Source organism: Reyranella sp. CPCC 100927 (assembly GCF_007859315.1).
Classification (GTDB): Bacteria; Pseudomonadota; Alphaproteobacteria; order Reyranellales; family Reyranellaceae; genus Vineibacter.
On record NZ_VOHA01000001.1, the window covers coordinates 848,636 to 870,573 of the forward strand.

Consider the following 21,938-nt stretch of genomic DNA (forward strand, 5'->3'; position numbering starts at 1 on the left):
TTGAGCGCCTGCGGCATTAAAGAAGCGGTTTGATTGCAGCGGCAATGTCCTCGGCTTTGCTTTGGTGGGTGAAGTGCTTCACGAAGCGGCCGCGCTGATCGAGCAGGTAGAAGATGGAAGAATGGTCCATCAGGTAGGGCGCGCCGTCCTTGCCCTCGACCTTGCGGTAGTAGACCCGGTACGCCTTGGCGGCCGTGGCGATCTCGTCAGGCGTGCCGGTCAGGCCCTTGATGGTCGGTCCGAAATTGCCGACGTAGTCCTTCATGACCGCCGGCGTGTCACGCTCCGGATCGACCGTGATCAACACCATGTTGACGCGTTTCTCGGCGTCTTTGCCCAGCTGCTCGATGGCGGTCTGCATCAGCAGCAGCGAGGTCGGACATACGTCCGGGCAGTAGGTGAAGCCGAAATAGATCAAGGTCGGCTTGCCCTTGAAATCCGCCTCGGTGACCTTTTTGCCGTCCTGGTCGGTCAGGGTGAAGGGGCCGCCGATGGCCGGCGTGCCGTCCGAGCCGGAGGAATAGATGAGGTAACCGCCAAAAGCGACAATGAGCGCGATCCAGGCGGCGAGAACGATCTTGGCGACACGCGACATGGCTGCAACATGGCGAGCCCGCGGAAGGTCGGCAAGCCCGATGCGCCGACTGACCGCAGGGGCGTCACTTCGTGGTTTGTCCGCGGCGATCGGGCGCGCTATGCAGCGTGAATACCATACCGTCCAGGAGACAGGGATGTTCTATGACGCGCACAAGCGTGATCACGGTTTCAAGGTTGACCCGCTGAAATCGCTGATCGTGCCGCGGCCGATCGGCTGGATCTCGACGGTCGATCCCGAGGGCAGGGTGAACCTGGCGCCCTACAGCTTCTACAACGCCGTCGCGGAGTTCCCGCCCATCGTCTACTTCTCAACCACCGGTACCTACGGCGATACGGCGACAAAGCATTCGCGCATGAATGCCGAATCGACCGGCGAGTTCGTCGTCAACATGGTCAGCGAGTCGTTGAAGGAGCGGATGAACATTACGACGGCGATGTTCGCCTACGGCATTGACGAGATGAAAGAGGCCGGCCTGACGCCGGCACCGTGCCGGTACGTCAAGCCGCCGCGCGTCGCCGAATCGCCGATGGCGCTGGAATGCCGCTACTGGAAGACCATCGAGCTGCCGATCGAGCCGGGCAACGAAAAGAATGCCGGCTCGATGGTTTTCGGCCAGGTGGTCGGCGTGCATATCGACGAGAGTATCCTCAAGAACGGCAGGGTCGATGTTGCCGCCTTCAAGCCCGTGGCACGGCTGGGTTACAGCGAATACACTACGACGGATAACGTCTGGGCCATGCGTCGGCCTGACGATCCGCGATACCAGTAGTCCTCATCGCTCTACCGTCGAGGCTGGGCCAGCGTCCTTCCAGTGCTGGACAGGCCGTCACCGTCCGGCAACTGACGACAGACCAGAATGGGTGGTCGCAGTCAGTGGCTTGGTTGCGTAGAGAATGGAGACAATAATGATACGGCTTTCCCGCCATGGCAGGATGCGGGTGGTTCTGTCCCGCATCCTGTGGCCGGTGCTGTTCGGCGGCGGGCTCTTGGGGACCGGGTTGGCGCTGTCCAGCGACCATCCCCTGGTATGGTTCAACGTGACCTATGTCGCCGCCGCAGCGGTCATCGCGGTCATCGAGCGGTGGATGCCGCACGAGGAAGTCTGGCTGCGGTCCGATCGGGAGACCGTCGACGACCTGGCTCATACGCTTCTGAACAAGGGGTTGGTGCAGATCGGGGCGGCGATCGCCTCCAGCCTCAGCATGGTGGCGGCCACTGTCGTCGAGCCGGCGCTGCGGACACCGGCATCGCCGTGGCCGGGAGACTGGCCGTTGGCGGCGCAGGTGCTTCTGGGCCTGGTGATTGCCGAGCTCGGCCTCTACGTTGCGCACCGGTCGGCGCATGAAAGCCGATTCCTGTGGCGGTTTCACGCTCTGCATCACAGCGTGCGGCGGCTGTGGGTGCTCAATACCGGCCGCTTTCACGTCGTCGATTCGTTGTTCAAGATCGCGCTGAGCCAGACGCCGCTTTATCTGCTGGGTGCGCCGCTGCCGGTATTCTTGTGGATCAGCGCCATCACCGCGTTCACCGGCCTGTTGACCCACTGCAACATCGATCTGCGGACAGGCCCTCTCGATTTCATCGTCAGCACGCCGGCCCTGCACCGCTGGCATCACTCCAAGGTGCTGGCGGAGGGCAACCGCAACTATGGTGAGAACTTGGTGTTGTGGGATCGGTTGTTGGGCACCTACTACAACCCGGCACGCCGTCCGCCGACCGATATCGGTATCGACGGACGTATCGCACCGGGCTTCCTGCGCCAACTGGTCCAGCCGTTCACGGCTGACGGGGTGCGCGCGATTTTCCAGGTCCTGCCGGAGCCTGCCCGCCCGTCGCGAGACGCCGTTCGATCAACTGACTGAAACCATGGCAGCGCGGGCGGGGCGCTCGCGCCCCCTGGGGATCAGAATGTCTTGGCGCCGTTGACCGGCAGCAACACGGCATAGAGCGATGTGGTGGCGCAGATGAACAGGCGGTTGCGCTTGGGGCCGCCGAACACGACGTTGGCCACGCGCTCCGGCACCAGCACCTTGCCGATCAGGGTGCCATCCGGTTCGTAGCAGTGCACGCCATCGCCGGCGCTGGTCCAGATACGGCCGGCGTCGTCGAGGCGAAAGCCGTCAAAGGGACCGGCGGTGCAGACGGCGAACAAGCGGCCGTTCGTCAGCTTGCCGGCGTCGCCGACGTCGAAGACGCGCATATGCGGCGGGCCATCGGCGTTTGTCGACCGGCCGGTGTCTGAAATGTAGAGGCGCCGCTCGTCCGGTGAAAACGCAAGGCCGTTGGGCCGTACGAAGTCGTCGGCGACGATGCGGCATTGGCCGGTGGCCGGATCGACCCGATAGACGTGACAGGCGCCGATTTCGCTTTCGGCCTTGTGCCCTTCGTAGTCGGTGTCGATGCCGTAGGATGGATCGCTGAACCAGATCGATCCATCGGACTTCACCACCACGTCGTTGGGGCTGTTGAAACGCTTGCCCTCGTAGCGATCGACGATGACGGTGATCGAGCCGTCGTGCTCGGTCCGTGTAACGCGACGATTGCCGTGCTCGCAGGACACCAGCCGGCCCTGCCGGTCGACGGTATGGCCATTGGTGTAGCCCGCCGGGTGCCGGAATACGCTCGTGGTACCGGACGCCTCGTCCCAGCGCAGGATGCGATCGTTGGGAATGTCGCTCCAGACGACATAGCGCCCGGCCGGGAAATACGCTGGACCCTCGGCCCAGCGGCAGCCTTCGTACAGCTTCTCCACGCGCGCCGCGACCCGGACACAAGAGCGGAACCGGTCATCGAGGATTGCGAACTCATTGTCGGCCATTCATCGTCTCCTATTCATCACGAACCGAAGCGGCCAGGATCGCAGCTGGCCAGGGTCGGCGGCAGGGCCTCGCCGTCCATCAGCCGCACGATCAGGCGTGCCGTGGCGGTCGCGAGCGTCAGGCCCACATGCTGGTGCCCGTAGCCGCAGTATACGTTGTGATGGTGCGGCGCCCGGCCGATGGCAGGTCGAAAGTCGGGCAGCGACGGCCGCTCGCCCATCCAGCGGCTGGTCTCGGCGCCACCGACACCGGGAAAGATGCTCTTCAGGTGCTTCACCAGCAGGTCGGCGCGATGCCAGGACGGCGGCTTGTCCGGCGCGCCCAGTTCGACGGTGCCGGCCAGCCGCAGGCCCTCGCGCATCGGCGTAATGAAGAACCCGCGTTCGGACGGTGACACCGGCAGCGTGAAACGCACGTTGGTCGGTTCGACCATGACGTGATATCCGCGCTCGGCAACCAGCGGTGCGCGGAAGCGTAGATGACGCGTGATGTCGCCCGAGGCCCGGCCGGCGCAGATCACCACCGCATCCACGGGTTTGACGCGATCGCCCATGCGCACCGCCGTGGCGCGATTGCCGTCGACGTCGATGCCCGTGACCTTCGCCTTCTCGATACGGCCGCCCTCGGCCACGAAACGCTCGGCCAGCGCCGTCACCACGTGGTACGGGCTGATGGTGTGCATGCCGTGCGGATAATAGACGCCCTTGACGATATGAGGCGCGAGACCGGGCGCCAGCTCCCGGGCACGGTTGCCGTCGACGATCTCCATGGCCGTGCCCTTGGCCGCCTGCAGCGCGCGTTCGTGCGCCCCGGATTGGAAGCCGGCCTCGGTTTCGTAGACATAGAGCGCCCCCAGGCTGCGAAACAGCTCACCCAGGTTCGACGACTGGATTTCGCTTTTCCAGCTGGCGTTGGCTTCCTCCATCAACGTGCCGAACGCATCGACACCCTTCTTGACCTCGCTGTCGCGCGCGGCGAGCGCGAAGCGGGCCATCCAGGGCAGCAGCCACAGCAGGCTGGGCAGGTGGATCGTCAGGGGGCCGTTCGGATCCCGCAGCATCTTGGGAACGCGCCGCAGCACGTCGGGTCGGCACAGCGGCAGCACATGGTCGATGGCAATGAAGCCGGCATTGCCGAACGAGGTCTTGCGGCCGGGATCCTCGTTGTCCAGCACCACGACCTGGCGTCCTGCCCGTTGCAGTGCCCGCGCTGTTGCCATGCCGACGATGCCGGCGCCGATCACGGCGACCGGCAAGGCTGCCGGAACCGGTGAACTGGCCATGCGTCAGGCTCCGACCAGCGTCAGGCGGGACGTCGCGGCATCCCCGATCGTTGCGAGCGTCTGCATGGTCTCTCCCGTTCCGTTCGCCGAAACCAAGCACCTTGTCGGCTGGAATGCAATTGGTGGTGTGTGCTGCTATGGCCGCCGATCAACGACGAGGCGGAGTAGCATGAACCGCGTCCTGGCCCACACTGGCGTCACCTATCCGATCGTGCAGGCGCCGATGGGCTGGATCGCGCGCAGCCAGCTTGCCAGCGCCGTGTCGAACGCCGGCGGTCTCGGCATCATCGAGACCTCCAGCGGCGAAACGGACGCTTGTCTGGCCGAGATCGCCAAGATGCGTTCGCTCACCGACAAGCCGTTCGGTGTCAACCTGCCGTTGTTGTTCCTGCGCGATCCCGCCATCGTCGATCGCGTTTGCGAGAGCGGCGTGCGGTTCGTCACGACATCGGCCGGTTCGCCGACCAAGCTGCTGCCGCGGCTGAAGCAGGCCGGCCTGATCGTCTATCACGTCGTGCCGACTCTGGCCGCCGCGCTCAAGGCGGCGGAAGCCGGGGTCGATGGCTTGATCGTCGAAGGCGGTGAGGGCGGCGGCTTCAAGAATCCCGATGACGTTTCGACCCTGGTCCTGCTGCAGGCGGTGCGGGAGAAAATCGATCTGCCGCTGATCGCCGCCGGCGGCATCTGCGATGGCCGCGGCATGGCGGCGGCCTTCGCGCTGGGCGCCGAGGGCGTTCAGATGGGCACGCGGTTCGTGAGTGCCGCGGAGAGCCCGGTGCATCGCAACTACAAGCAGGCCATCGTCGATTCCGCCGACACCGGCACGCTGATGCTGAATCGCAAGTCGACGCCCTGCGTGCGGGCTTTGAAGACGGAACGCGCCAAGGCGATCGCCGAGGCTGGCGTGATGGATCGCGCCGTCTTCGGCACGGTAAAGGACGTCTATTTCGGTGGCGATATGGAAGCGTCGCTGGCACTGGCGGGCCAGACCGCAGGCCTGATTCACGAGGTGTTGCCGGTGAGCGAGATCATCCGGCGCACGGTCGATGGTTTCCACGCCATCCGCAAGAGCCAATGGGAACGCTCGGCAGTCGGCGCGTTCTAGTGACCTGTCGTCACACCGGCGCGGCGCGATAATGGTACCGGTAGGCTTCGCGAAACCCGAGCTTGTGATAGAGCGCAATTGCGCGGCTGTTGTCGGCGACCACCTGCAGGTATGCCCGCGTCGTGTTGTTGGCATGGCCCCAGGACATCAGTCCCTCGACCAGGCGTTGGCCGTGGCCGGCCCGGCGCCGGGCCGGGTCGCTGACGATATCGAACAGGCCGACGTGACGGCGTTCGATCACGCCGAGCCCGAAAGCTGCTGGCTCGCCGGCGTCGTCCACCGATAGGGCAAAGCCGGCTTCGGGCACGATCGCCTCCAGCATCCGATCGTGGATTGCCTGACGGTCGCGCGGCACGCCGTTGAACGTCATGTAGCCCGTCGACCAGGTATCGTTGCGAGCGGCGGCGACGGTGACGTCCGTCGGCGGCCGTCCGCCGGCGATATCGGCCACCATGACGACGGTCTCGTCGAAAGCGGCCCATCCCCGGGCCTGCAGCAGCGTGCCGACCTGCGAATCCATCAGCGGCGTGAGCCGGAACACGCACCGGGTGCACCGGCGCTGATAGAGCGCCTCGGCATCCGCAATTCGCCGTTCCAGCACCGCCAGTGGCGTATCGCGGCCGGCCGCCAGGGCATTCACCGAGTTGGCGCGTTTGGTGTAGCCGTCGGCGAAACGCAGGATCCAGTCGTCCTGGACCAGGGTCTGCAGGGCGGGCCAGGCGTTGAACGCGAGATGTTCGAGCAGTCGAACCTCGCCGATAGGGTCGAGCATCACACACTCAATGGCGGCTGGACGTCACTCACCTAGGGTGGGTCCCAGGCCGGCGTCAACGCCGGCTGCTGCCCTTGACGCGATCCGCCGTGGTTCCTATTTTTAGACCGACTAGTCGATCTAAGAATTTTCACCGATCGGGAACGGCGGTTGGCGTGCGCAAGGTTGATCCCAAAAGACAAGAGGCCCAGCGGCGGCGGATCCTCGAGGCGGCCGTTACGTGCTTTGTCCGTCGCGGCTTCCACCAGACCAAGACAGCCGAGATCTGTGCCGAGGCCGGGATGAGCCCGGGCAACGTCTTTCACTACTTTCCCAACAAGGACGCGATCATCGAGGCCATCGTCGAGGAGGACCGTCGCGAGACGGCGGATCTGTTCGCCAAGTTGCGCGATGCCGACGACATCCTCGAGGAGATGCTGCGCGCGCTGGATATGCTGCTGGAAGTCGTGGCGGATCCGGCGACCACGCGCCTGGGCGTGGAGGTCATGGCCGAGGCGATGCGCAACCCGAGGGTTGGCGCGCTGGTGCGGCGCAACGAAATCGAAGCCAAGGCCTTGCTGGTGGAGACACTGGGGCGGGCGGCTGCCCGTGGTCAGGTCGACGCAACCTTGGATCTCGAGAATGCCGCCGTGTGGCTGATGGCGCTGGTTGACGGCGCTTTCAGTCGGGCGGCGTTGGAGCCGTCCTTCAAACCCGAAGAGCAGGCCCCCATGCTGCGAACCCTGGTGACGCGTTTCCTGCAGCCGGCCAAATCTCCGTCGCGACGGAAGCGGCGCTAACCTGGATCAGGTTGTTGGCGCGATAGAGCCATGCAAACGACACTCGAATCGAACGACGTCGGGGGACGACCGGCGATAAACGCCATCGCTGCCCGCCCGGCGCGGCGATGGCGTTGGTTCACCGCGGGTGCGGTGATCGCCGTGGTCGCGACGGTTGTCGTCACGACGGCGCTCGACACGATGATCGAGCCGAATTCCGCCGCCGGCGCGGCGAGCGATCCTGGCAAGACCCGCACTGTCCGCCGGGTGACGACGGGCCTTGTCGTCCGCGGGCCCGTGCAGGACACATTGGCTGTCACCGGCACGTTCACGGCACGCGATGAGATCGCACTGGCTGCAGCCGTCGAGGGCGAACGCATCGCCGAGGTCCTGGTCGAGGAGGGTGACGCCGTTGTCGCCGGCCAGGTGCTGGTGCGGCTCGAACGCGACATGCTGGCGGCGAAATTGCGGGATGCGCAAAGCCGGGTCGAGCGGGCACGTGCGGCCATTGCCCAACAGGAAGCGGTCTACGCCGAAACAGAGAGCAGCTTTCGCCGCGTCGAAGGCTTGCGCCAAGTCGGCGCCGCCAGCGCCCAGCAGCACGATGAACGACGGGCGGCGTTCCTGTCGGCCGGCCATGCACTGACGGTCATGCGCGCCGATCTCGCGCAGGCCGAGGCGCAACGGGTCGAGGCCGCGCTGCGACTGGATCGCACGGAAATCCGGGCGCCGGCCGACGGTATCGTCTCCGAGCGGCTGGCGCGCGGCGGCGCGTTGGCCGGCACCGAGCCGTTGCTTCGGCTGATCCGCAACGGCGAGATCGAACTGGAGGCCGACATTCCCGAGGCCGACCTGCCGAGGATCGCCGTCGGCCAGGCCGTCACCGTGAGCGTCACCGGGTTGTCGCGGACCCTCGCCTGCCGTGTCCGTTTGGTGGGACCGAAAGTCGGCCGTGACAACAGGCTCGGTACGGCGCGCGTGGCGTGTCCGCCCGACACACCGCTGCACCACGGGGTCTTCGGGCGCGGCACGATCGTAATCGGCACGCATGATGCACTGACGATCGGTGATGCCGCGTTGTTGCACGGGACGGCGGGAGAGGCGTCTGTGTTCGTCGTCGGTGCCGACAACCGCATCGTGCGCCGCGTGGTCGAAGCCGGCGTGCGGCGCGCCGGGCGGGTTGAAATTCGCGCCGGTTTGGACGAGGGCGATCGTGTCGTCCTGGGGGCAGCGGCGTTCCTGCGCGAGGGCGACCTGGTGATGCCGTCGGACGATGACGGGCCGACACGCGGTGCGGCGCCATGACGAGCGGCATATCGTCGTGGGCGATTCGGCGGCCGATTCCGACGATCGTGCTGTTCCTGGCCCTGGTGATCGTGGGCTTGGCGTCTTTCATGCGCCTGCCGGTCAATGCCAACCCGCAAGTGACGTTTCCGGTGGTTACCGTCACCGTGACCCAGCGCGGCGCCGCGCCGGCGGAGCTGGAGACGCAGGTCACGCGCAAGATCGAGAACATGATCGCCGGCCTGTCAGGCGTGCGACATATCCAGTCGACCATTGCCGATGGTTCTTCGGAAACCACCGTCGAGTTCCGCCTGGGCGTTGATCCGGACCGCGCCACCAACGACGTGCGCGATGCCGTCAGTCAAATTCGTGCCGACCTGCCGCAGGGAATCGACGAACCGATCATCACACGGCTCGACATCGAAGGCAGCGCAATCCTCTACTACACCGTTCAAGCGCCGCACATGTCGCCGGTCGACCTGTCGTGGTTCGTCGAGAACGCGATCGGGCGCGATCTGCTGTCCGTGCCCGGAGTCCAGCGCATTCAGCGCCTGGGCGGCGTCAGCCGTGAAGTCAGGGTGGCACTCGATCCCGACCGTCTAGCCGCCCTGAACATCACGGCGGATTTCGTGAATACCCAGTTGCGTGCCCTGAATGCCGATGTGCCTGGCGGCCGGGGCGAGGTCGGGGCGCGCGAGCAGTCGATCCGCACGCTGGGCAGTGCTCCCTCCGTCGCGGCCCTGGCGGCGACGCCCATTCCCCTTCCGGGTAACCGCTGGGTGAAGCTGTCCGATATCGCGGTGGTCAGCGACGGCGCCAGTGAGCCGCGTGAACTGGCCCATTTCGATGGCGAACCGGCCGTTGGCTTTTCGGTGTCGCGGGCACGTGGTTCGAGCGACACCGTGGTGGCCGAGGCGGTCAGCCGCCGGGTCGCGGCGATCCAGGCGCGTTCGCCCGGTGTGACGATCCGCGAGGTCGTGTCGACCGTCGAATACACCCACGAAAGCTACAAAGCGGCCATGGAAGCGCTGGTCGAAGGCGCGATCCTGACAGTCATCGTGGTGTTCGCTTTCCTGCGCGATTGGCGCGCGACCGTCATTGCGGCGCTGGCGATGCCGCTCTCCATCCTGCCGACGTTCCTCGCCATGGATCTGCTGGGCTTTACGCTCAACAGCATCAGCCTCCTGGCATTGACGCTTGTCGTCGGCATCCTGGTCGACGACGCGATTGTGGAGATCGAGAACATCGATCGCCATATCCATATGGGCAAACGGCCCTTCCTCGCGTCCATCGATGCCGCCGACGCGATCGGTCTGGCCGTCGTTGCCACCACGCTCACCATCGTCGCCGTGTTCGCGCCGGTCAGTTTCGTCGGTGGCGTCGTGGGTCAGTATTTCCGGCAGTTCGGCCTCACCGTGGCGATCGCGGTCCTGGCCTCGCTGCTGGTGGCGCGCCTGCTGACGCCGCTGATGGCCGCTTACTTTCTTTTGCCGAAAGTCCAGCCGGCGGCTGGCAGCCCCTCGAAGCCGTCGCGATTGGCCGGTTGGTATCATCGTCTGCTGAGCTGGACACTGGATCACCGGCGCACGACGCTGGGCGCTGCGGCGGCCGTTTTCATCGGGTCCCTGGTCCTGGTGCCCCTGCTGCCTACCGGATTCATGCCGACCGGCGACAACAACCTCACCCAGATCAAGGTCGAGCTGCCGCCGGGATCGTTGCTGTCCGATACCGACCGGGTCACGCGGCGGATCGCCCATGACCTGCGCCGGCGCAGCGAGGTCGCCCACGTGTTCGTCATGATCACGGAGGTCCGCCAGGCGCGCGTGCTCACCGTGCTGAAGCCGCGGGCGGAACGCAAAGTCAGTCGCCGGGCCTTTGAGCAGTCGGTTCAGCTGATGCTGGCGAACGTGCCGGATATCCGCTTCACCTTCCTGGCCGACGCCGGCGCCCGCGACGTGTCGATCATCCTCGTCGGCGACGACCCGGTGCGGTTGGCGGCTGCAGCCCGGGCGCTGGAAACGGAAATGCGCGGCTTGCTACAGGTCGCCAATGTCGAATCGACCGAACCGCTGCCGCGGCCGGAACTCGTAATCCGGCCGCGCTTCCACGAAGCGGCACGGCTGGCCGTATCGGTGGAGGCGATCGGCACAGTGGCCCGCATAGCGACCGTGGGGCAGATCGACGCTTATTCGGCCAAGTTCAATTTCGGCGATCGTCAGGTGCCGGTCCGCGTGATGTTGCGGTCTGAGGCCCGCGCCGATCTCGATGCGCTGCGCCAGTTGCGGGTTGGCCGTGACAATGGTGGTGCGGTGCCGCTCACGTCGGTTGCCGATATCGGCTTTGCCGATGGCGAGGCACGGATCGAGAGGCAGGACCGGCGCCGGCGTATCGCCGTCGAGGCCGACCTGAACGGTGTTGCGCTGGGCACGGCGCTAGCGGCGATCGCGGAACTGCCGACCTTGAGGATGCTGCCCGAGGGCATCGAGCAGATCGAATATGGCGATGCCGAATACATGTCAGAAATGTTCGAGAGTTTCGGCACTGCCATGGCCATGGGGGTTCTGGCCGTACTCGCCGTCCTGATCCTGCTGTTCCGAGACTTTCTGCAGCCGGTCACGATCCTGATCGCATTGCCGTTGTCCATTGGCGGCGCCGTGCTGGCCTTGCTGGCCTATGGCGCAGCACTCGATCTGTCGTCGACCATCGGTCTCCTGATGCTGATGGGGATCGTGACCAAGAATTCCATCCTGCTGGTCGACTTCGCCATGACACGCCAGCAGGCCGGCGTGCCGCGTCGCGCGGCCCTGCTCGAAGCCGGCGCCGTGCGCGCGCGACCGATCATCATGACCACGGTGGCCATGGTGGCCGGCATGATTCCAGCCGCCATGGGCGTTGGTGCCGATGCCGGTTTCCGTGCGCCGATGGCCGTCGCCGTGATCGGCGGCTTGCTGGCGTCGACCGTGCTGAGCCTGGTTTTCGTGCCGGTGGCATTCACCTGCATGGATGACGTGCGCGCCTGGTTGGGCCGTCATCTGGGCTGGCTGACCTCGGTGACCGCAGACGACCGCGCCACGGCCGAGCGCACGACGGCGCGTCCCGGCGAACCCGCCTGATCACCGCCAGAGACAAGGACGGATACGCAATGCACATGCAAAAAAGATGGTGGCTGGGCTTCGTGGGCCTACTTGGCTTTCTGAAGCTGCCCGCCATCCTGGCCGCGCTCGACGGCACCAGCGCCCCGTGGGGTCTGCTGGATTACCTGGCGCTGAGCTGGTTCCTGTGGTTTCTCTATTTCGTGCCCGAAACGCGCCGCACTTGAGCGACCGCCCTACACGTCGAGGTTCGCCACCTTCAGCGCATTGGTCTGGATGAACTCGCGGCGCGGCTCGACGACTTCCCCCATCAGCGTGGTGAAGATTTCCTCGGCCTCATCGGCGTGGTTGACCTTGACCTGCAGCAAGGTGCGGGCGGCCGGATCCAGCGTGGTCTCCCACAACTGCTCCGGATTCATTTCGCCCAGCCCCTTGTAGCGCTGGACCGTAACGCCCTTGCGCCCGGCTTCCAGCACGACCGCCAACAACTCGGTCGGGGCATTGATGACTTTCTCGACATCCTTGATGCGCAGCGTCGCCGGGCGCAGATAGATCGACTGTAGCTCCTCAGCCAGGGCATCCAATTTGCGCGCTTCCGCCGAACGGATCAGCGCAGCATCGATGATGTGCCGTTCGGCGACGCCGCGCAGCGAGCGCTCGAAGGCGAGGCCGCCGTCCTCGGACGGCGCGCCCTGCCAACCGCGCTCGATCTCTGGGCTGACCGTATCCAGGCGCTTGGCAATGTAGGTGGCGGCCTCGGCGGCGCGCTCGCTATTGGCCAGGATGTCGGGGTTCATGGCGCCGGCAATGGCTGCCTGTTCGATGACCGCCTGGCTCGTGACCCGCCGGCTCAGCGACAGGGGCCGCGTGAGGCTTTCGACCGACCGGGCAATGTCAACAGCGCGCCGCAGTTCCACGCCGGCGATTTGCGTGCCGTCGTGCAGTTCCAGCACGGCGTTCTCTAGGCCGCCAGCGATCAAGTGATCGATCAGCGCCCGCTCGTTCTTCAGGTATACCGAGGACTTGTTCTTGGTGGCGCGGTACAGCGGCGGTTGCGCGATGTAGAGATTGCCACGGTCAATCAGCTCGGGCATCTGCCGGAAGAAGAACGTCAACAGCAGGGTGCGGATGTGCGAACCATCGACATCGGCGTCCGTCATGATGACGATCTTGTGGTACCGCAGTTTGGTTATATCGAAATCGTCACGCCCGATACTGCGCCCGATACCGGTGCCCAGCGCCGTGATCAGGGTGCCGATCTCAGCCGACGACAGCATCTTGTCGAACTGAACGCGTTCGACGTTGAGAATTTTCCCACGTAGTGGAAGGATCGCCTGAAAGGCACGGTTGCGGCCTTGCTTGGCCGAACCGCCGGCCGAGTCGCCCTCGACCAGGAACAGCTCGGACAGTGCCGGGTCTCGCTCCTGGCAGTCGGCGAGCTTGCCCGGCAGCGACGAGATGTCGAGCGGGTTGCGTCGTGTGATTTCGCGTGCCTTGCGAGCGGCCTCGCGGGCGGCAGCCGCCTGGGCCACCTTGGCGACGATCGCTCGAGCCTCTGTCGGATGTTCTTCGAACCATTGCGCCAGCTTCTCGCCAACGGCAGTCTCGACCGCCGGCCGCACTTCCGAGGAAACCAGCTTGTCCTTGGTCTGCGCCGAGAATTTGGGGTCAGGTACCTTGACCGACAGCACGCAGGTCAGGCCCTCGCGCATGTCGTCGCCGGACAGCGCCAACTTCTCTTTCTTGGCGATGCCGCTTTCCTCGGCGTATTTGTTGACCGTCCGGGTGAGGGCGGCGCGGAAACCGGCAAGATGCGTACCGCCATCACGCTGCGGGATGTTGTTGGTAAAGCACAGCATGGTCTCGTGGTAGGTGTCGTTCCACTCCAGTGCCACTTCCATGTCGATGCCATCTCTTTCCGTACGAATCGAGATCGGCGGCACCAGGGCCTTCTTGTTGCGGTCGAGGTAGCGAACGAACGCCTCGACGCCGCCTTTGTAGAACATCTCGACGGTGGCCGGCTCCACGCTGCGCGAGTCGGTCAGCACGATCCGCAGGCCTGAGTTGAGGAACGCCAACTCGCGCAGCCGGTGCTCCAGGGTGGCGAAGTCGAACTCGGTCTTGGTGAACGTCTTGGGCGACGGCAGGAACGTGACGGTCGTACCGCGCTTGTCCGGCGGGGCGTCGCTCACCACCTCAAGGTCCTTCTCCGGCTCGCCGCCGCGGAAGCGCATGTGGTATTCCTTGCCACCGCGCCAGATGCGCAGATCAAGGAACGTCGAAAGCGCGTTGACCACGGAGGCGCCGACGCCGTGCAGGCCGCCGGATACCTTGTAGGCATTCTGTTCGAATTTGCCGCCGGCGTGGAGCTGGGTGAAGATCACCTGCGCCGCCGACACGCCCTCTTCGGAGTGGATATCGGTGGGCACGCCGCGGCCATTGTCGGACACGCTCACGGAGCCGTCGCCGTCCAGGGTTACCTCGACGCGATCGCAGAAGCCGGCCAGCGCCTCGTCGATGGCATTGTCGACGATCTCGTAGACCATGTGGTGCAAACCGGTGCCGTCGTCGGTGTCGCCGATATACATGCCGGGCCGCTTGCGCACGGCGTCCAACCCACGCAGCACCTTGATGGAGTTGGCGTCGTAGTCGCCGAACGCATCGGGCACCAGCGGGATATCGCCGTCGGTCGGGATCTTCGGATCGTTGGTTTCGTCGGCCATGGGATTGTCCCGTCGGTCAGAGGGGTACGATGTCGCCGGCCTCGACGCGCAGGAACTGCGCCTGGCCGGCGAGCGGAGCGAAGGCGGCGGCGTCGGTGCCGGTCATCCAGGCCTGGGTGCCCAGCGCCGTGATTTCGGCAAACAACGCCGCGCGTTTGCCTGCATCCAGGTGAGCGGCAATCTCGTCCAGCAGCAGCAGCGGCGGTCGGCCGCGTGCCAGCGTGGCAAGCCGAGCGTGGGCCAGCACGATGGCGATCAGCACCGCCTTTTGTTCACCGGTCGAGCCTTGCGCGGCCGGGATGTCGCGATCCAGGTGCCGCACGCCAAGATCGGCGCGGTGCGGGCCGAAGACGGTGGCGCCGGCCTGCGCGTCGATGCCGCGGTTGGCGGCGAAGCGCTCGCGCAGCCGGTCCTCGGCATCCAGCGCCGCCATCCCGGCGACCCAGCCCTCGACTTCGCCGTTCAGCGCGAGGCTGGCGCGCGGGAAGGGGCCGACACCCAGGCGGGCCGCCTGGTCCAGCCGTGCCACGAGATCCAGCCGCGCTACGGTCAGGGCCACGCCATGGCGTGCCATGGTGTCCTCGACGGCGGCGAACCAGTGTCCGTCCGTGCGGCCCTCGGCCAGCAGGCGCGCCCGCTGCCGCATGGCCTGATCATAGGCGGCAAGGCTGCTGGCATGCGCCGGATCGAACGCCGCCACCATGCGGTCCAGAAACCGACGCCGGTTGCCTGGGCCGTCGACCCAGATGCGGTCCAGTTGTGGCGTCAGCCAGATGGCCACCACGTGCTCGCCGAGGGCCAGCTGGCTCGATGCCTGGCGCCCGTCGATGCGTACCACCCGCCGGCCCGGCTCGCCGTCACCATTGGCGGCAGGTGCCGTTTCGATGCCGGTGCCGATCGCGACCCTGCCGCCGGGGACATCCAGGACGGCAGCCACCGCCCAGCCCGACAGTGCTGGCGGCTCGTTTGCCTTCACGCCGCGCTGGATCTCGTCCAGGCGGCTGCGGCGCAAGCCGCGGCCCGGCGTCAGGAACGAGACGGCTTCCAGCAGATTGGTCTTGCCGGCACCGTTGTCGCCCACCAGCACGACAGGACCGGGTGCCAGATCGGCGCGCAGCCGCTGGTAGTTGCGGAATTCAGTCAGCCGCAGCTGCCGCACCGCCAATGGACCGCTGGCCGGTGCGAAGGGAAGTGCCGGCTCGGTCGTATCGGCGGTCGGGTCGATGAAAGCGTGACGGGCGCCGCCGCTCATACGCGCATCGGCATGAGGACGTAGAGTGCGCTCTCGTCGGCCGCATCACGCACAATGGTCGGTGAACCCGCATCCGCCATCAGGAAGCGGGCGTCGGCACCGGAAATCTGCGACGTGATGTCCAGCAGATAGCGCGAATTGAAGCCGATCTCGATGGGCGTTCCGCCGTAGCCGACTTCGATTTCTTCAGTGGCGCTGCCGGCATCCGGGCTGGTCGCGGACAGGGTCAACGTGTTCTTGCCCAGCGACAGCTTGATGGCGCGCGACTTTTCGGTCGAGATCGTGGCGACACGATCGACGGCCGCCGAGAACTCGGCGCAGCGGACTTCCATCGTCTTGTCGTTGCCGCTGGGAATGACCCGTTCGTAGTCCGGGAAGGTGCCGTCGATCAGCTTCGACGTCAGCGTGATGCTGCCCAGGGCAAAACGGATCTTGGTTTCCGACAGCTCGATATCGATGGGGTTCTCGGTTTCGTCGATCAGCTTGCGCAGCTCGCCCACGGTCTTGCGCGGTACGATCACGCCGGGCATGTCGGCGGCGCCCGCCGGCAGCGGCAGTTCGACCCGGGCCAGCCTGTGGCCGTCCGTTGCAACCCCTCTCAGCACGTCGACACCCTCGGCCTTGGCGGCATGCACGTAGATGCCGTTGAGGTAATACCGGGTTTCCTCGGTCGAGATGGCGAACCGCGTCCGGTCGATGATCGCCTTCAGGTCGGTGGCCGACATCTGAAACTTGTGCGGCAGGTCGCCGTCGTTCATCTGCGGAAAATCGCCGACCGGCAGGCACTGCAGCGTGAACCGCGAACGGCCGGCCCGCAGGGCCAGACTGCCGTCGGTTCCGGTCTCGATCTCGACTTGCGCGCCATCCGGCAGCTTGCGCGCAATCTCATACATGGTGTGCGCCGGTGCCGTTGTCGATCCGGTCTTGGACGCCGTGGCGTCGACCTGCTCGATGATCGTCAGGTCCATATCGGTCGCGGCCAGGCCCAATCGCCCTTTCTGCGCCGTCAGCATGACATTGGACAGAATCGGGATCGTGTTGCGGCGCTCAACGACAGACTGGACGTGCGTCAAGGCCTTCAGGAGGGCGGCCCGTTCGATGGTCAGTTTCATGGCCGGAATCAATTACCCAAATCGGGTGGTTGAAGCAGCCGGGAGGGGTCCCGGACCGTTTCGCGACGGCGCCATGGCCTGTCGACACCGGCATTTGCGGCACGGCGCGTCGCCAACCCCAGGCAAGCACACGAAAAGGCCGGGGACTATACCATGCCCGGGTCGGTTGAATAGCGCATTTCGCAGCGTTTTCCGGCTGTTAGCCGCGGTTCAGTGGGTATCCCGCCAGGCACGAAAAAGGGGCGCCGTACGGGTCGGCGCCCCTGCATCGGACAGTGGCAGGACGGTCTAGCCCTGCAGCAGTTTCTTCAGCAGTTCGACGTCCTCGCCGATCGTGCCATCGCTGGCCTTCAGCTCCTCGATTTTGCGTACCGCGTGCATGACGGTCGTGTGGTCGCGGTTGCCGAACTTGCGGCCGATCTGCGGCAGGCTGCACTGCGTCAGGATCTTCGCCAGGTACATGGCGACCTGCCGCGGGCGGGCAACCGACCGCGAACGCCGCGGCGAATGCATTTCGCTGATCTTGATATTGTAGTGCTGCGAGACCCGCAGCTGGATCTCCTCGATGCTGATCCGCCGGTCGGCGGCACGCAGCACGTCGTGCAGGACTTCCTGCGCGGTCTCGAGGTTGGTGTCCCGCCCCACCAGGGTGGCGTGGGCGATCACGCGATTGAGTGCACCCTCCAACTCGCGCACGTTGGTCGTGATCTTGTGCGCCAGGAACTCCAGCACTCGCTCCGGCACCTTGACCTTCGACCGCTCGATCTTGCTCTGCAGGATGCCCAGGCGCAGCTCGTAGGTCGTGGCATGGATGTCCGCCACCAGCCCGTGCGACAGGCGCGAGCGCATGCGGTCTTCGATGCCGTCCAGCTCCTGCGGTGCCTTGTCGGACGACAACACGATCTGTTTGTGCTGGTCGACCAGGGCATTGAAAGTGTGGAAGAACTCTTCCTGGCTGGTGTCCTTGCCGCAGATGAACTGGACGTCGTCGACCATCAGGACGTCGACGCCGCGGAACTGCTCCTTGAACGAGATGGTGTTCTTGGCGCGCAGTGCCTGGATGAAGCGGTTCACGAATGTTTCGGCCGACAGGTAGAGCACCCGCCGCTGCGGCTCGCGCTCGCGGACGGCATGCCAGATGGCATGCATCAAGTGCGTCTTGCCCAGGCCCACGCCGCCATAGAGGAACAGCGGGTTGAAGGTCGGCGAGTCGGCTTCTGCGACGCGCCGCGCCGCGGCGTAGGCGAACTCGTTCGACTTGCCGACGACGAAGCCATCGAACGTGAAGCGGGCGTCGGGTTGATTCAGCAGGTCGTCGTAGTTGCGTTCAGGCGTGCGCGATGCCGGCGGTCCCGTGCGCGGCAGTGCAGCAGGCACGACCGGCGTCATGACCGGCCGCGGGCTGGCGGCGATCGACGGCGTGTCGGCGATCTCAGGACCCCGGCGAATCACGACGGGAGGCTGGACGACGATCTCCAGGGTCCGCACTTGCGCGTTCTCGCGTTGCCACAAGACCCGCAGGCGGTCGGCATAGTGGCTGCTGACCCAGTCGCGCATGAACCGCGTCGGCAGGGCCAGCCGCAGGCGACCTTCGCGGAAGTCGCCCAGAGTCAGAGGCGCCAACCAAGTGCTGTAGGCCTTCTCGCTGACCTCCTGCTGCAGCCGCCCTTGAACCCGCACCCACTGGGTTTCCAGCGTCCCCCTGAATAAATGGTCAGCCATTCCCGTCCCCGCTGTGGTCGCGACCTTGTTGTTGGTTTCGGGTTGATGCTCGGATTTAGCCAGCCCGTGTTTCACCGCAGCCCCCATCCTACTTCTGACTCCATGGCAGTCCATCTGCTTTCCAACCCGACTGGACGCCGCGATGGCCGGCGTCGTCGACGGTTCCTTCGAATCCGCTCACGACATTGAAACAACGCCCATAGCCGGCGGCCGTCATCACCTTGGCGGCGGCTGCCGAACGCACACCACTGCGACACAACATCAGCAAAGGCACATCGCGATCGGCGCCGACGTGCTGTGCCAGCTTGGCAACGAACTGCGCGTCGATCTGCATCGAGGGAAACGTCTGCCACTCGATCATGATCGGCGCCTTGCCCAGCGTCCCCACGTTGGGCGTACCGACGTACGTCCACTCAGCCGCCGTGCGCACATCGATCAGAACAGCGGCCGGAATCTCCTCGAGCATCCGCCACGCATTGGTGGGCGACACATCTCCGGCATAGCCGTTGGCGGGGGCGATCGCGTAACGCTCTGAAATGTCGATCGCCAGGCTCATGCGTCCCCACCCACTCTCCGCGGCACATGATCGATCGGATGCAGAACCGGCCCTGGCTCACGCTACGTGAGGGGATGTCGAACGGACGGCGGACTTCAACTAAGGGACGCAGCCCCAAGTCGGAACGTCGTGCCGACAGCTCCCCTGACCAGCGATGTGTTTTGTGCGGCGTTGTTAGCGCCGAGACCGGTTCGCGAAGTACGACCCCACGCTCGCGAACGAGGAAACCTTAGACGCGAGGACCGGCCATCGCAACGACGACGACGGCGCTGGCGGAAAATAATTCGATACCGGAGTCGGTAGGATCGTGTGACGGACTCTTGACAAGCGATCCATCGCCTCCGTTGCACTTACAACGATGTTGCGACGCGCCGCTTCAGCAACGATGACGCCTGCTACATGTAGCGACGCGATGTTGAGGTTCGCGCAACGGAGGCGATTTGCATGCGACGCTGCGACGGACGTGTCGCGCTTCGTTCGTTTACAAGCATCAATGTGGATAGCGTGAGTCATGGGATATCCAGAATCGCAACGTTCGTTGAGTCGCGATGTCGTTGTCAGACGCAACGGATGCGGCACGCGGTGCACGCGACGATGCGATCGCGCAACGACACGTTCATCGGCGTGATGCGATCGTGATGCGATGACGTGCAAGCGTGACGAATGAACGATCGATGATGACGAGCGACCACAAATGAAAAAAGCGCCGGTCCGAAGACCGGCGCTTTCGCCGCGATGTGTACCGAAACTCGATCAGGCCATCTTGTTGATCTTGGCAGCGAGGCGCGAGGTCTTGCGTGCGGTCGTGTTGCGATGCGCGGCACCCTTGCCGGCGCCCTTCGCCAGTTCACTCTCCGCCGACTGCAATGCACTCGCCGCCGCGGTCTTGTCGCCGCTGCGAATCGCTTCTTCCACTTTACGCACCGACGTACGCATCCGCGACCGCCGCATCTGATTGACCAGAGTCCGGCGTTCGGTCTGACGGGCGCGCTTCTCAGCGGATTTATGATTGGCCATCTTGTTCCATCCGGTGAGCCCGAGGGCCCGGGAAATTGCTGATCTCGTGAAGGCGCGGCTTATACCGATGCCCTAAGGGGGCGTCAAGGCTGTGGCGACTTGTCGCTAAAGCCTTGAATCAACACCCAATCTGGGCCGAAAAACGGGCGGTTCAGCGATGTTTCCATGCGGCTTTTCGCTTGTCGGCGAAGGCATTCATGCCCTCGACCCGATCGGCGAACGCGAAGGTGGCGTGGAAGGTGCGCCGCTCGAACGTGATGCCGCTCGCCAATGGCGTCTCGAAAGCCTGGTTGACGGCCTCCTTGGCGACCATCGTGGCGGGCAGGGACATCGACGCGATCTTCTCTGCCGCGGCGACGGCTTCGTCCATCAATTTGTCCAGTGTCACGACACGGCTCACCAGGCCGCACCGTTCGGCCTCAGCCGCGTCCATCATGCGACCGGTCAATACGAGATCCATCGCCTTGGCTTTGCCGATGAAGCGTGGCAGCCGCTGTGTGCCGCCGGCACCTGGAATGGTCCCCAGTGTGATCTCGGGTTGTCCGAACTTGGCATTGTCGGCGGCGATGATGAAGTCGCACATCATTGCCATCTCGCAGCCGCCGCCCAACGCGTAGCCGGCCACCGCCGCGATGATCGGCTTGCGGACCTGCGACACCTTTTCCCAGCCGACAGTGATGAAGTCCTGCAGGAAAACGTCCTGGTACGACTTCTCCTTCATCTCCTTGATGTCGGCGCCGGCCGCGAAGGCCTTGTCGCTGCCGGTCATCACGATGCAGCCGATGTTGGCATCGGCTTCGAACGCATCGAGCGCGTGGCCCACGTCGACGATCAGCGCCGCGCACAGCGCGTTCAATGCCTTGGGTCGATTCAGGCTGACGATGCCGACCCGGCCTCGGGTTTCGACTTTGATGTTTTCATATGCCGTCATCACGACCTCCCGGCCCCATGGTTTCAGTCGTTCCTATCCAGATTCAGTGCCGGCGGCAATTGCGGCGCAGTGCCCCTATCGCTGGCACGTCGGACAGAAGAATGTCGAACGGCCAGACTGCACGATGCGTCGTACGGCCTTACCATTGTTGCAGCGCGTACATTTTTGTCCTTCGCGATCGTAGACTACGAAGCGCGTCTGGAAATAGCCGAGCTCGCCATCAGGCTGAACGTGATCGCGCAGGCTCGAGCCGCCGTCGACGATCGAACGCCGCAGCACGTCCTTGATCGCCATCATCAGCCGCTCGGCCCGCTCGCCCGTGACACTGTGTGCCGAGCGCCGCGGCGAGATGCCGGCAATATGCAGTGCCTCGCAGGCATAGATGTTGCCGACGCCGACCAGGACGTGCTGATCCAGCAGCGCGCTCTTGATCGGTGTGCGTTTGCCCTTCAGTCGTGTCGCCAGCGCCGGCCCGTCGAACGTGTCGTCCAGTGGCTCGGGGCCCAACGGCTTGAACAGTTTATGCGTGGCAATGTCTTCGTCGCGCAGCAGCAGCATCAATCCGAAACGACGAGCGTCGTTGAACCGGACCTGCCAGCCGTCGTCGACGTCGAAGACGACGTGATCATGGTCCTCGAACGGGATGCTGCGCGCATCACCGTTCAGCAGTTGCAGGCGTCCCGACATGCCGAGATGAACGACCAACGTGTGACCGTCCTCCAGCCGCCACAGCATGTATTTCGCGCGGCGGTCGATGGTGGTGACCGTCCGCCCTTCGACGCGCGCTGCAAAGCGCGCCGGCAAGGGCAGCCGCAGGTCGCGGCGGCGTTGCGTCAGGCGCACGATGCGCCGCCCGGCCAGCCGGGGCATCAGGCCAAGGCGGACGGTTTCGACTTCAGGCAACTCGGGCATGGC

At 65.1% G+C, this 21,938-nt stretch carries 19 protein-coding genes; 7 read left to right on the forward strand and 12 right to left on the reverse strand.

The features are described from left to right. Positions 1 to 16: 16 nt before the first annotated feature. The gene (locus tag FQU96_RS03800) at positions 17 to 595 is read right to left on the reverse strand and encodes an SCO family protein (protein ID WP_146539490.1); all 579 of its coding nucleotides are present in this window, start codon (positions 593 to 595) and stop codon (positions 17 to 19) included. A gap of 136 nt (positions 596 to 731) precedes the next feature. On the opposite strand from FQU96_RS03800, the gene FQU96_RS03805 reads away from it, so the two are divergent. After that, the gene (locus FQU96_RS03805) at positions 732 to 1,367 is read left to right on the forward strand and encodes a flavin reductase family protein (protein ID WP_146539491.1); all 636 of its coding nucleotides are present in this window, start codon (positions 732 to 734) and stop codon (positions 1,365 to 1,367) included. A 136-nt stretch (positions 1,368 to 1,503) separates the two neighbouring features. Next, on the forward strand, positions 1,504 to 2,460 hold the full coding sequence (locus tag FQU96_RS03810; protein ID WP_255467824.1) for a sterol desaturase family protein: 957 nt from the start codon (positions 1,504 to 1,506) through the stop codon (positions 2,458 to 2,460). Positions 2,461 to 2,501: 41 nt separating this feature from the next. Here FQU96_RS03810 and FQU96_RS03815 read toward each other — a convergent pair whose 3' ends face one another. Together FQU96_RS03815 and FQU96_RS03820 are read right to left on the reverse strand one after the other, a co-directional pair. After that, positions 2,502 to 3,416, reverse strand: a complete 915-nt coding sequence (locus tag FQU96_RS03815; protein WP_146539492.1) for an SMP-30/gluconolactonase/LRE family protein — start codon at positions 3,414 to 3,416, stop codon at positions 2,502 to 2,504. Positions 3,417 to 3,433: 17 nt separating this feature from the next. Continuing rightward, a complete protein-coding gene (locus FQU96_RS03820) occupies positions 3,434 to 4,699 on the reverse strand; it encodes an FAD-binding oxidoreductase (RefSeq protein WP_146539493.1) in 1,266 nt (421 codons plus the stop codon). 169 nt (positions 4,700 to 4,868) lie between these two features. Between FQU96_RS03820 and FQU96_RS03825 the strand changes: the two genes are divergently transcribed. Next, positions 4,869 to 5,804 carry a nitronate monooxygenase family protein gene (locus FQU96_RS03825; RefSeq protein WP_146539494.1) on the forward strand — a complete coding sequence of 312 codons (936 nt, stop codon included), beginning with the start codon at positions 4,869 to 4,871 and terminating at the stop codon, positions 5,802 to 5,804. Positions 5,805 to 5,814: 10 nt separating this feature from the next. Here the strand turns inward: FQU96_RS03825 and FQU96_RS03830 are convergent, their stop codons facing one another. Further along, a complete protein-coding gene (locus FQU96_RS03830) occupies positions 5,815 to 6,576 on the reverse strand; it encodes a GNAT family N-acetyltransferase (RefSeq protein ID WP_146539495.1) in 762 nt (253 codons plus the stop codon). Between the two features lie 155 nt (positions 6,577 to 6,731). Here FQU96_RS03830 and FQU96_RS03835 point away from each other — a divergent pair, with 155 nt between their 5' ends. From FQU96_RS03835 to FQU96_RS42095, 4 genes are read left to right on the forward strand one after another with little or no spacing between them, the layout of a single operon-like run. Further along, positions 6,732 to 7,355, forward strand: coding sequence for a TetR/AcrR family transcriptional regulator (locus FQU96_RS03835; protein WP_146539496.1), 624 nt, complete (start codon positions 6,732 to 6,734; stop codon positions 7,353 to 7,355). Positions 7,356 to 7,385: 30 nt separating this feature from the next. Further along, on the forward strand, positions 7,386 to 8,639 hold the full coding sequence (locus tag FQU96_RS03840; protein ID WP_146539497.1) for an efflux RND transporter periplasmic adaptor subunit: 1,254 nt from the start codon (positions 7,386 to 7,388) through the stop codon (positions 8,637 to 8,639). Then, a complete protein-coding gene (locus tag FQU96_RS03845; RefSeq protein WP_146539498.1) occupies positions 8,636 to 11,731 on the forward strand; it encodes an efflux RND transporter permease subunit in 3,096 nt (1,031 codons plus the stop codon). Before FQU96_RS03840 ends, FQU96_RS03845 begins: the two co-directional genes overlap by 4 nt. Positions 11,732 to 11,766: 35 nt before the next feature. Continuing rightward, positions 11,767 to 11,937: a hypothetical protein gene (locus tag FQU96_RS42095; RefSeq protein ID WP_178130300.1), complete on the forward strand. Its 171-nt coding sequence runs from the start codon at positions 11,767 to 11,769 to the stop codon at positions 11,935 to 11,937. Positions 11,938 to 11,946: 9 nt separating this feature from the next. On the opposite strand, the gene gyrB is transcribed toward FQU96_RS42095, so the two are convergent. The 8 genes from gyrB to mutM form a co-directional block, all read right to left on the reverse strand. Continuing rightward, positions 11,947 to 14,433 (reverse strand): DNA topoisomerase (ATP-hydrolyzing) subunit B, encoded by a 2,487-nt coding sequence (gene gyrB / locus FQU96_RS03850; RefSeq protein ID WP_146539499.1) that lies wholly within the window; start codon positions 14,431 to 14,433, stop codon positions 11,947 to 11,949. 16 nt (positions 14,434 to 14,449) lie between these two features. Next, positions 14,450 to 15,685, reverse strand: coding sequence for a DNA replication/repair protein RecF (recF, locus tag FQU96_RS03855; protein WP_146539500.1), 1,236 nt, complete (start codon positions 15,683 to 15,685; stop codon positions 14,450 to 14,452). Then, a complete protein-coding gene (dnaN, locus tag FQU96_RS03860) occupies positions 15,682 to 16,797 on the reverse strand; it encodes a DNA polymerase III subunit beta (RefSeq protein ID WP_146539501.1) in 1,116 nt (371 codons plus the stop codon). The genes recF and dnaN overlap by 4 nt, the downstream gene beginning before the upstream one ends. 288 nt (positions 16,798 to 17,085) lie before the next feature. Continuing rightward, positions 17,086 to 18,519, reverse strand: a complete 1,434-nt coding sequence (gene dnaA, locus FQU96_RS03865) for a chromosomal replication initiator protein DnaA (protein WP_146539502.1) — start codon at positions 18,517 to 18,519, stop codon at positions 17,086 to 17,088. Positions 18,520 to 18,607: 88 nt separating this feature from the next. Beyond that, entirely contained in the window at positions 18,608 to 19,075 is a 468-nt protein-coding gene (locus FQU96_RS03870; protein WP_146539503.1) for a rhodanese-like domain-containing protein, read from the reverse strand. Between the two features lie 753 nt (positions 19,076 to 19,828). Then, complete coding sequence (rpsT, locus tag FQU96_RS03875) at positions 19,829 to 20,092, reverse strand: 30S ribosomal protein S20 (RefSeq protein ID WP_146539504.1); 264 nt, start codon at positions 20,090 to 20,092, stop codon at positions 19,829 to 19,831. Between the two features lie 151 nt (positions 20,093 to 20,243). Beyond that, a complete protein-coding gene (locus FQU96_RS03880) occupies positions 20,244 to 21,023 on the reverse strand; it encodes an enoyl-CoA hydratase (RefSeq protein WP_146539505.1) in 780 nt (259 codons plus the stop codon). Positions 21,024 to 21,098: 75 nt separating this feature from the next. After that, positions 21,099 to 21,935, reverse strand: coding sequence for a bifunctional DNA-formamidopyrimidine glycosylase/DNA-(apurinic or apyrimidinic site) lyase (gene mutM, locus FQU96_RS03885; protein WP_146539506.1), 837 nt, complete (start codon positions 21,933 to 21,935; stop codon positions 21,099 to 21,101). Positions 21,936 to 21,938 lie beyond the last annotated feature (3 nt).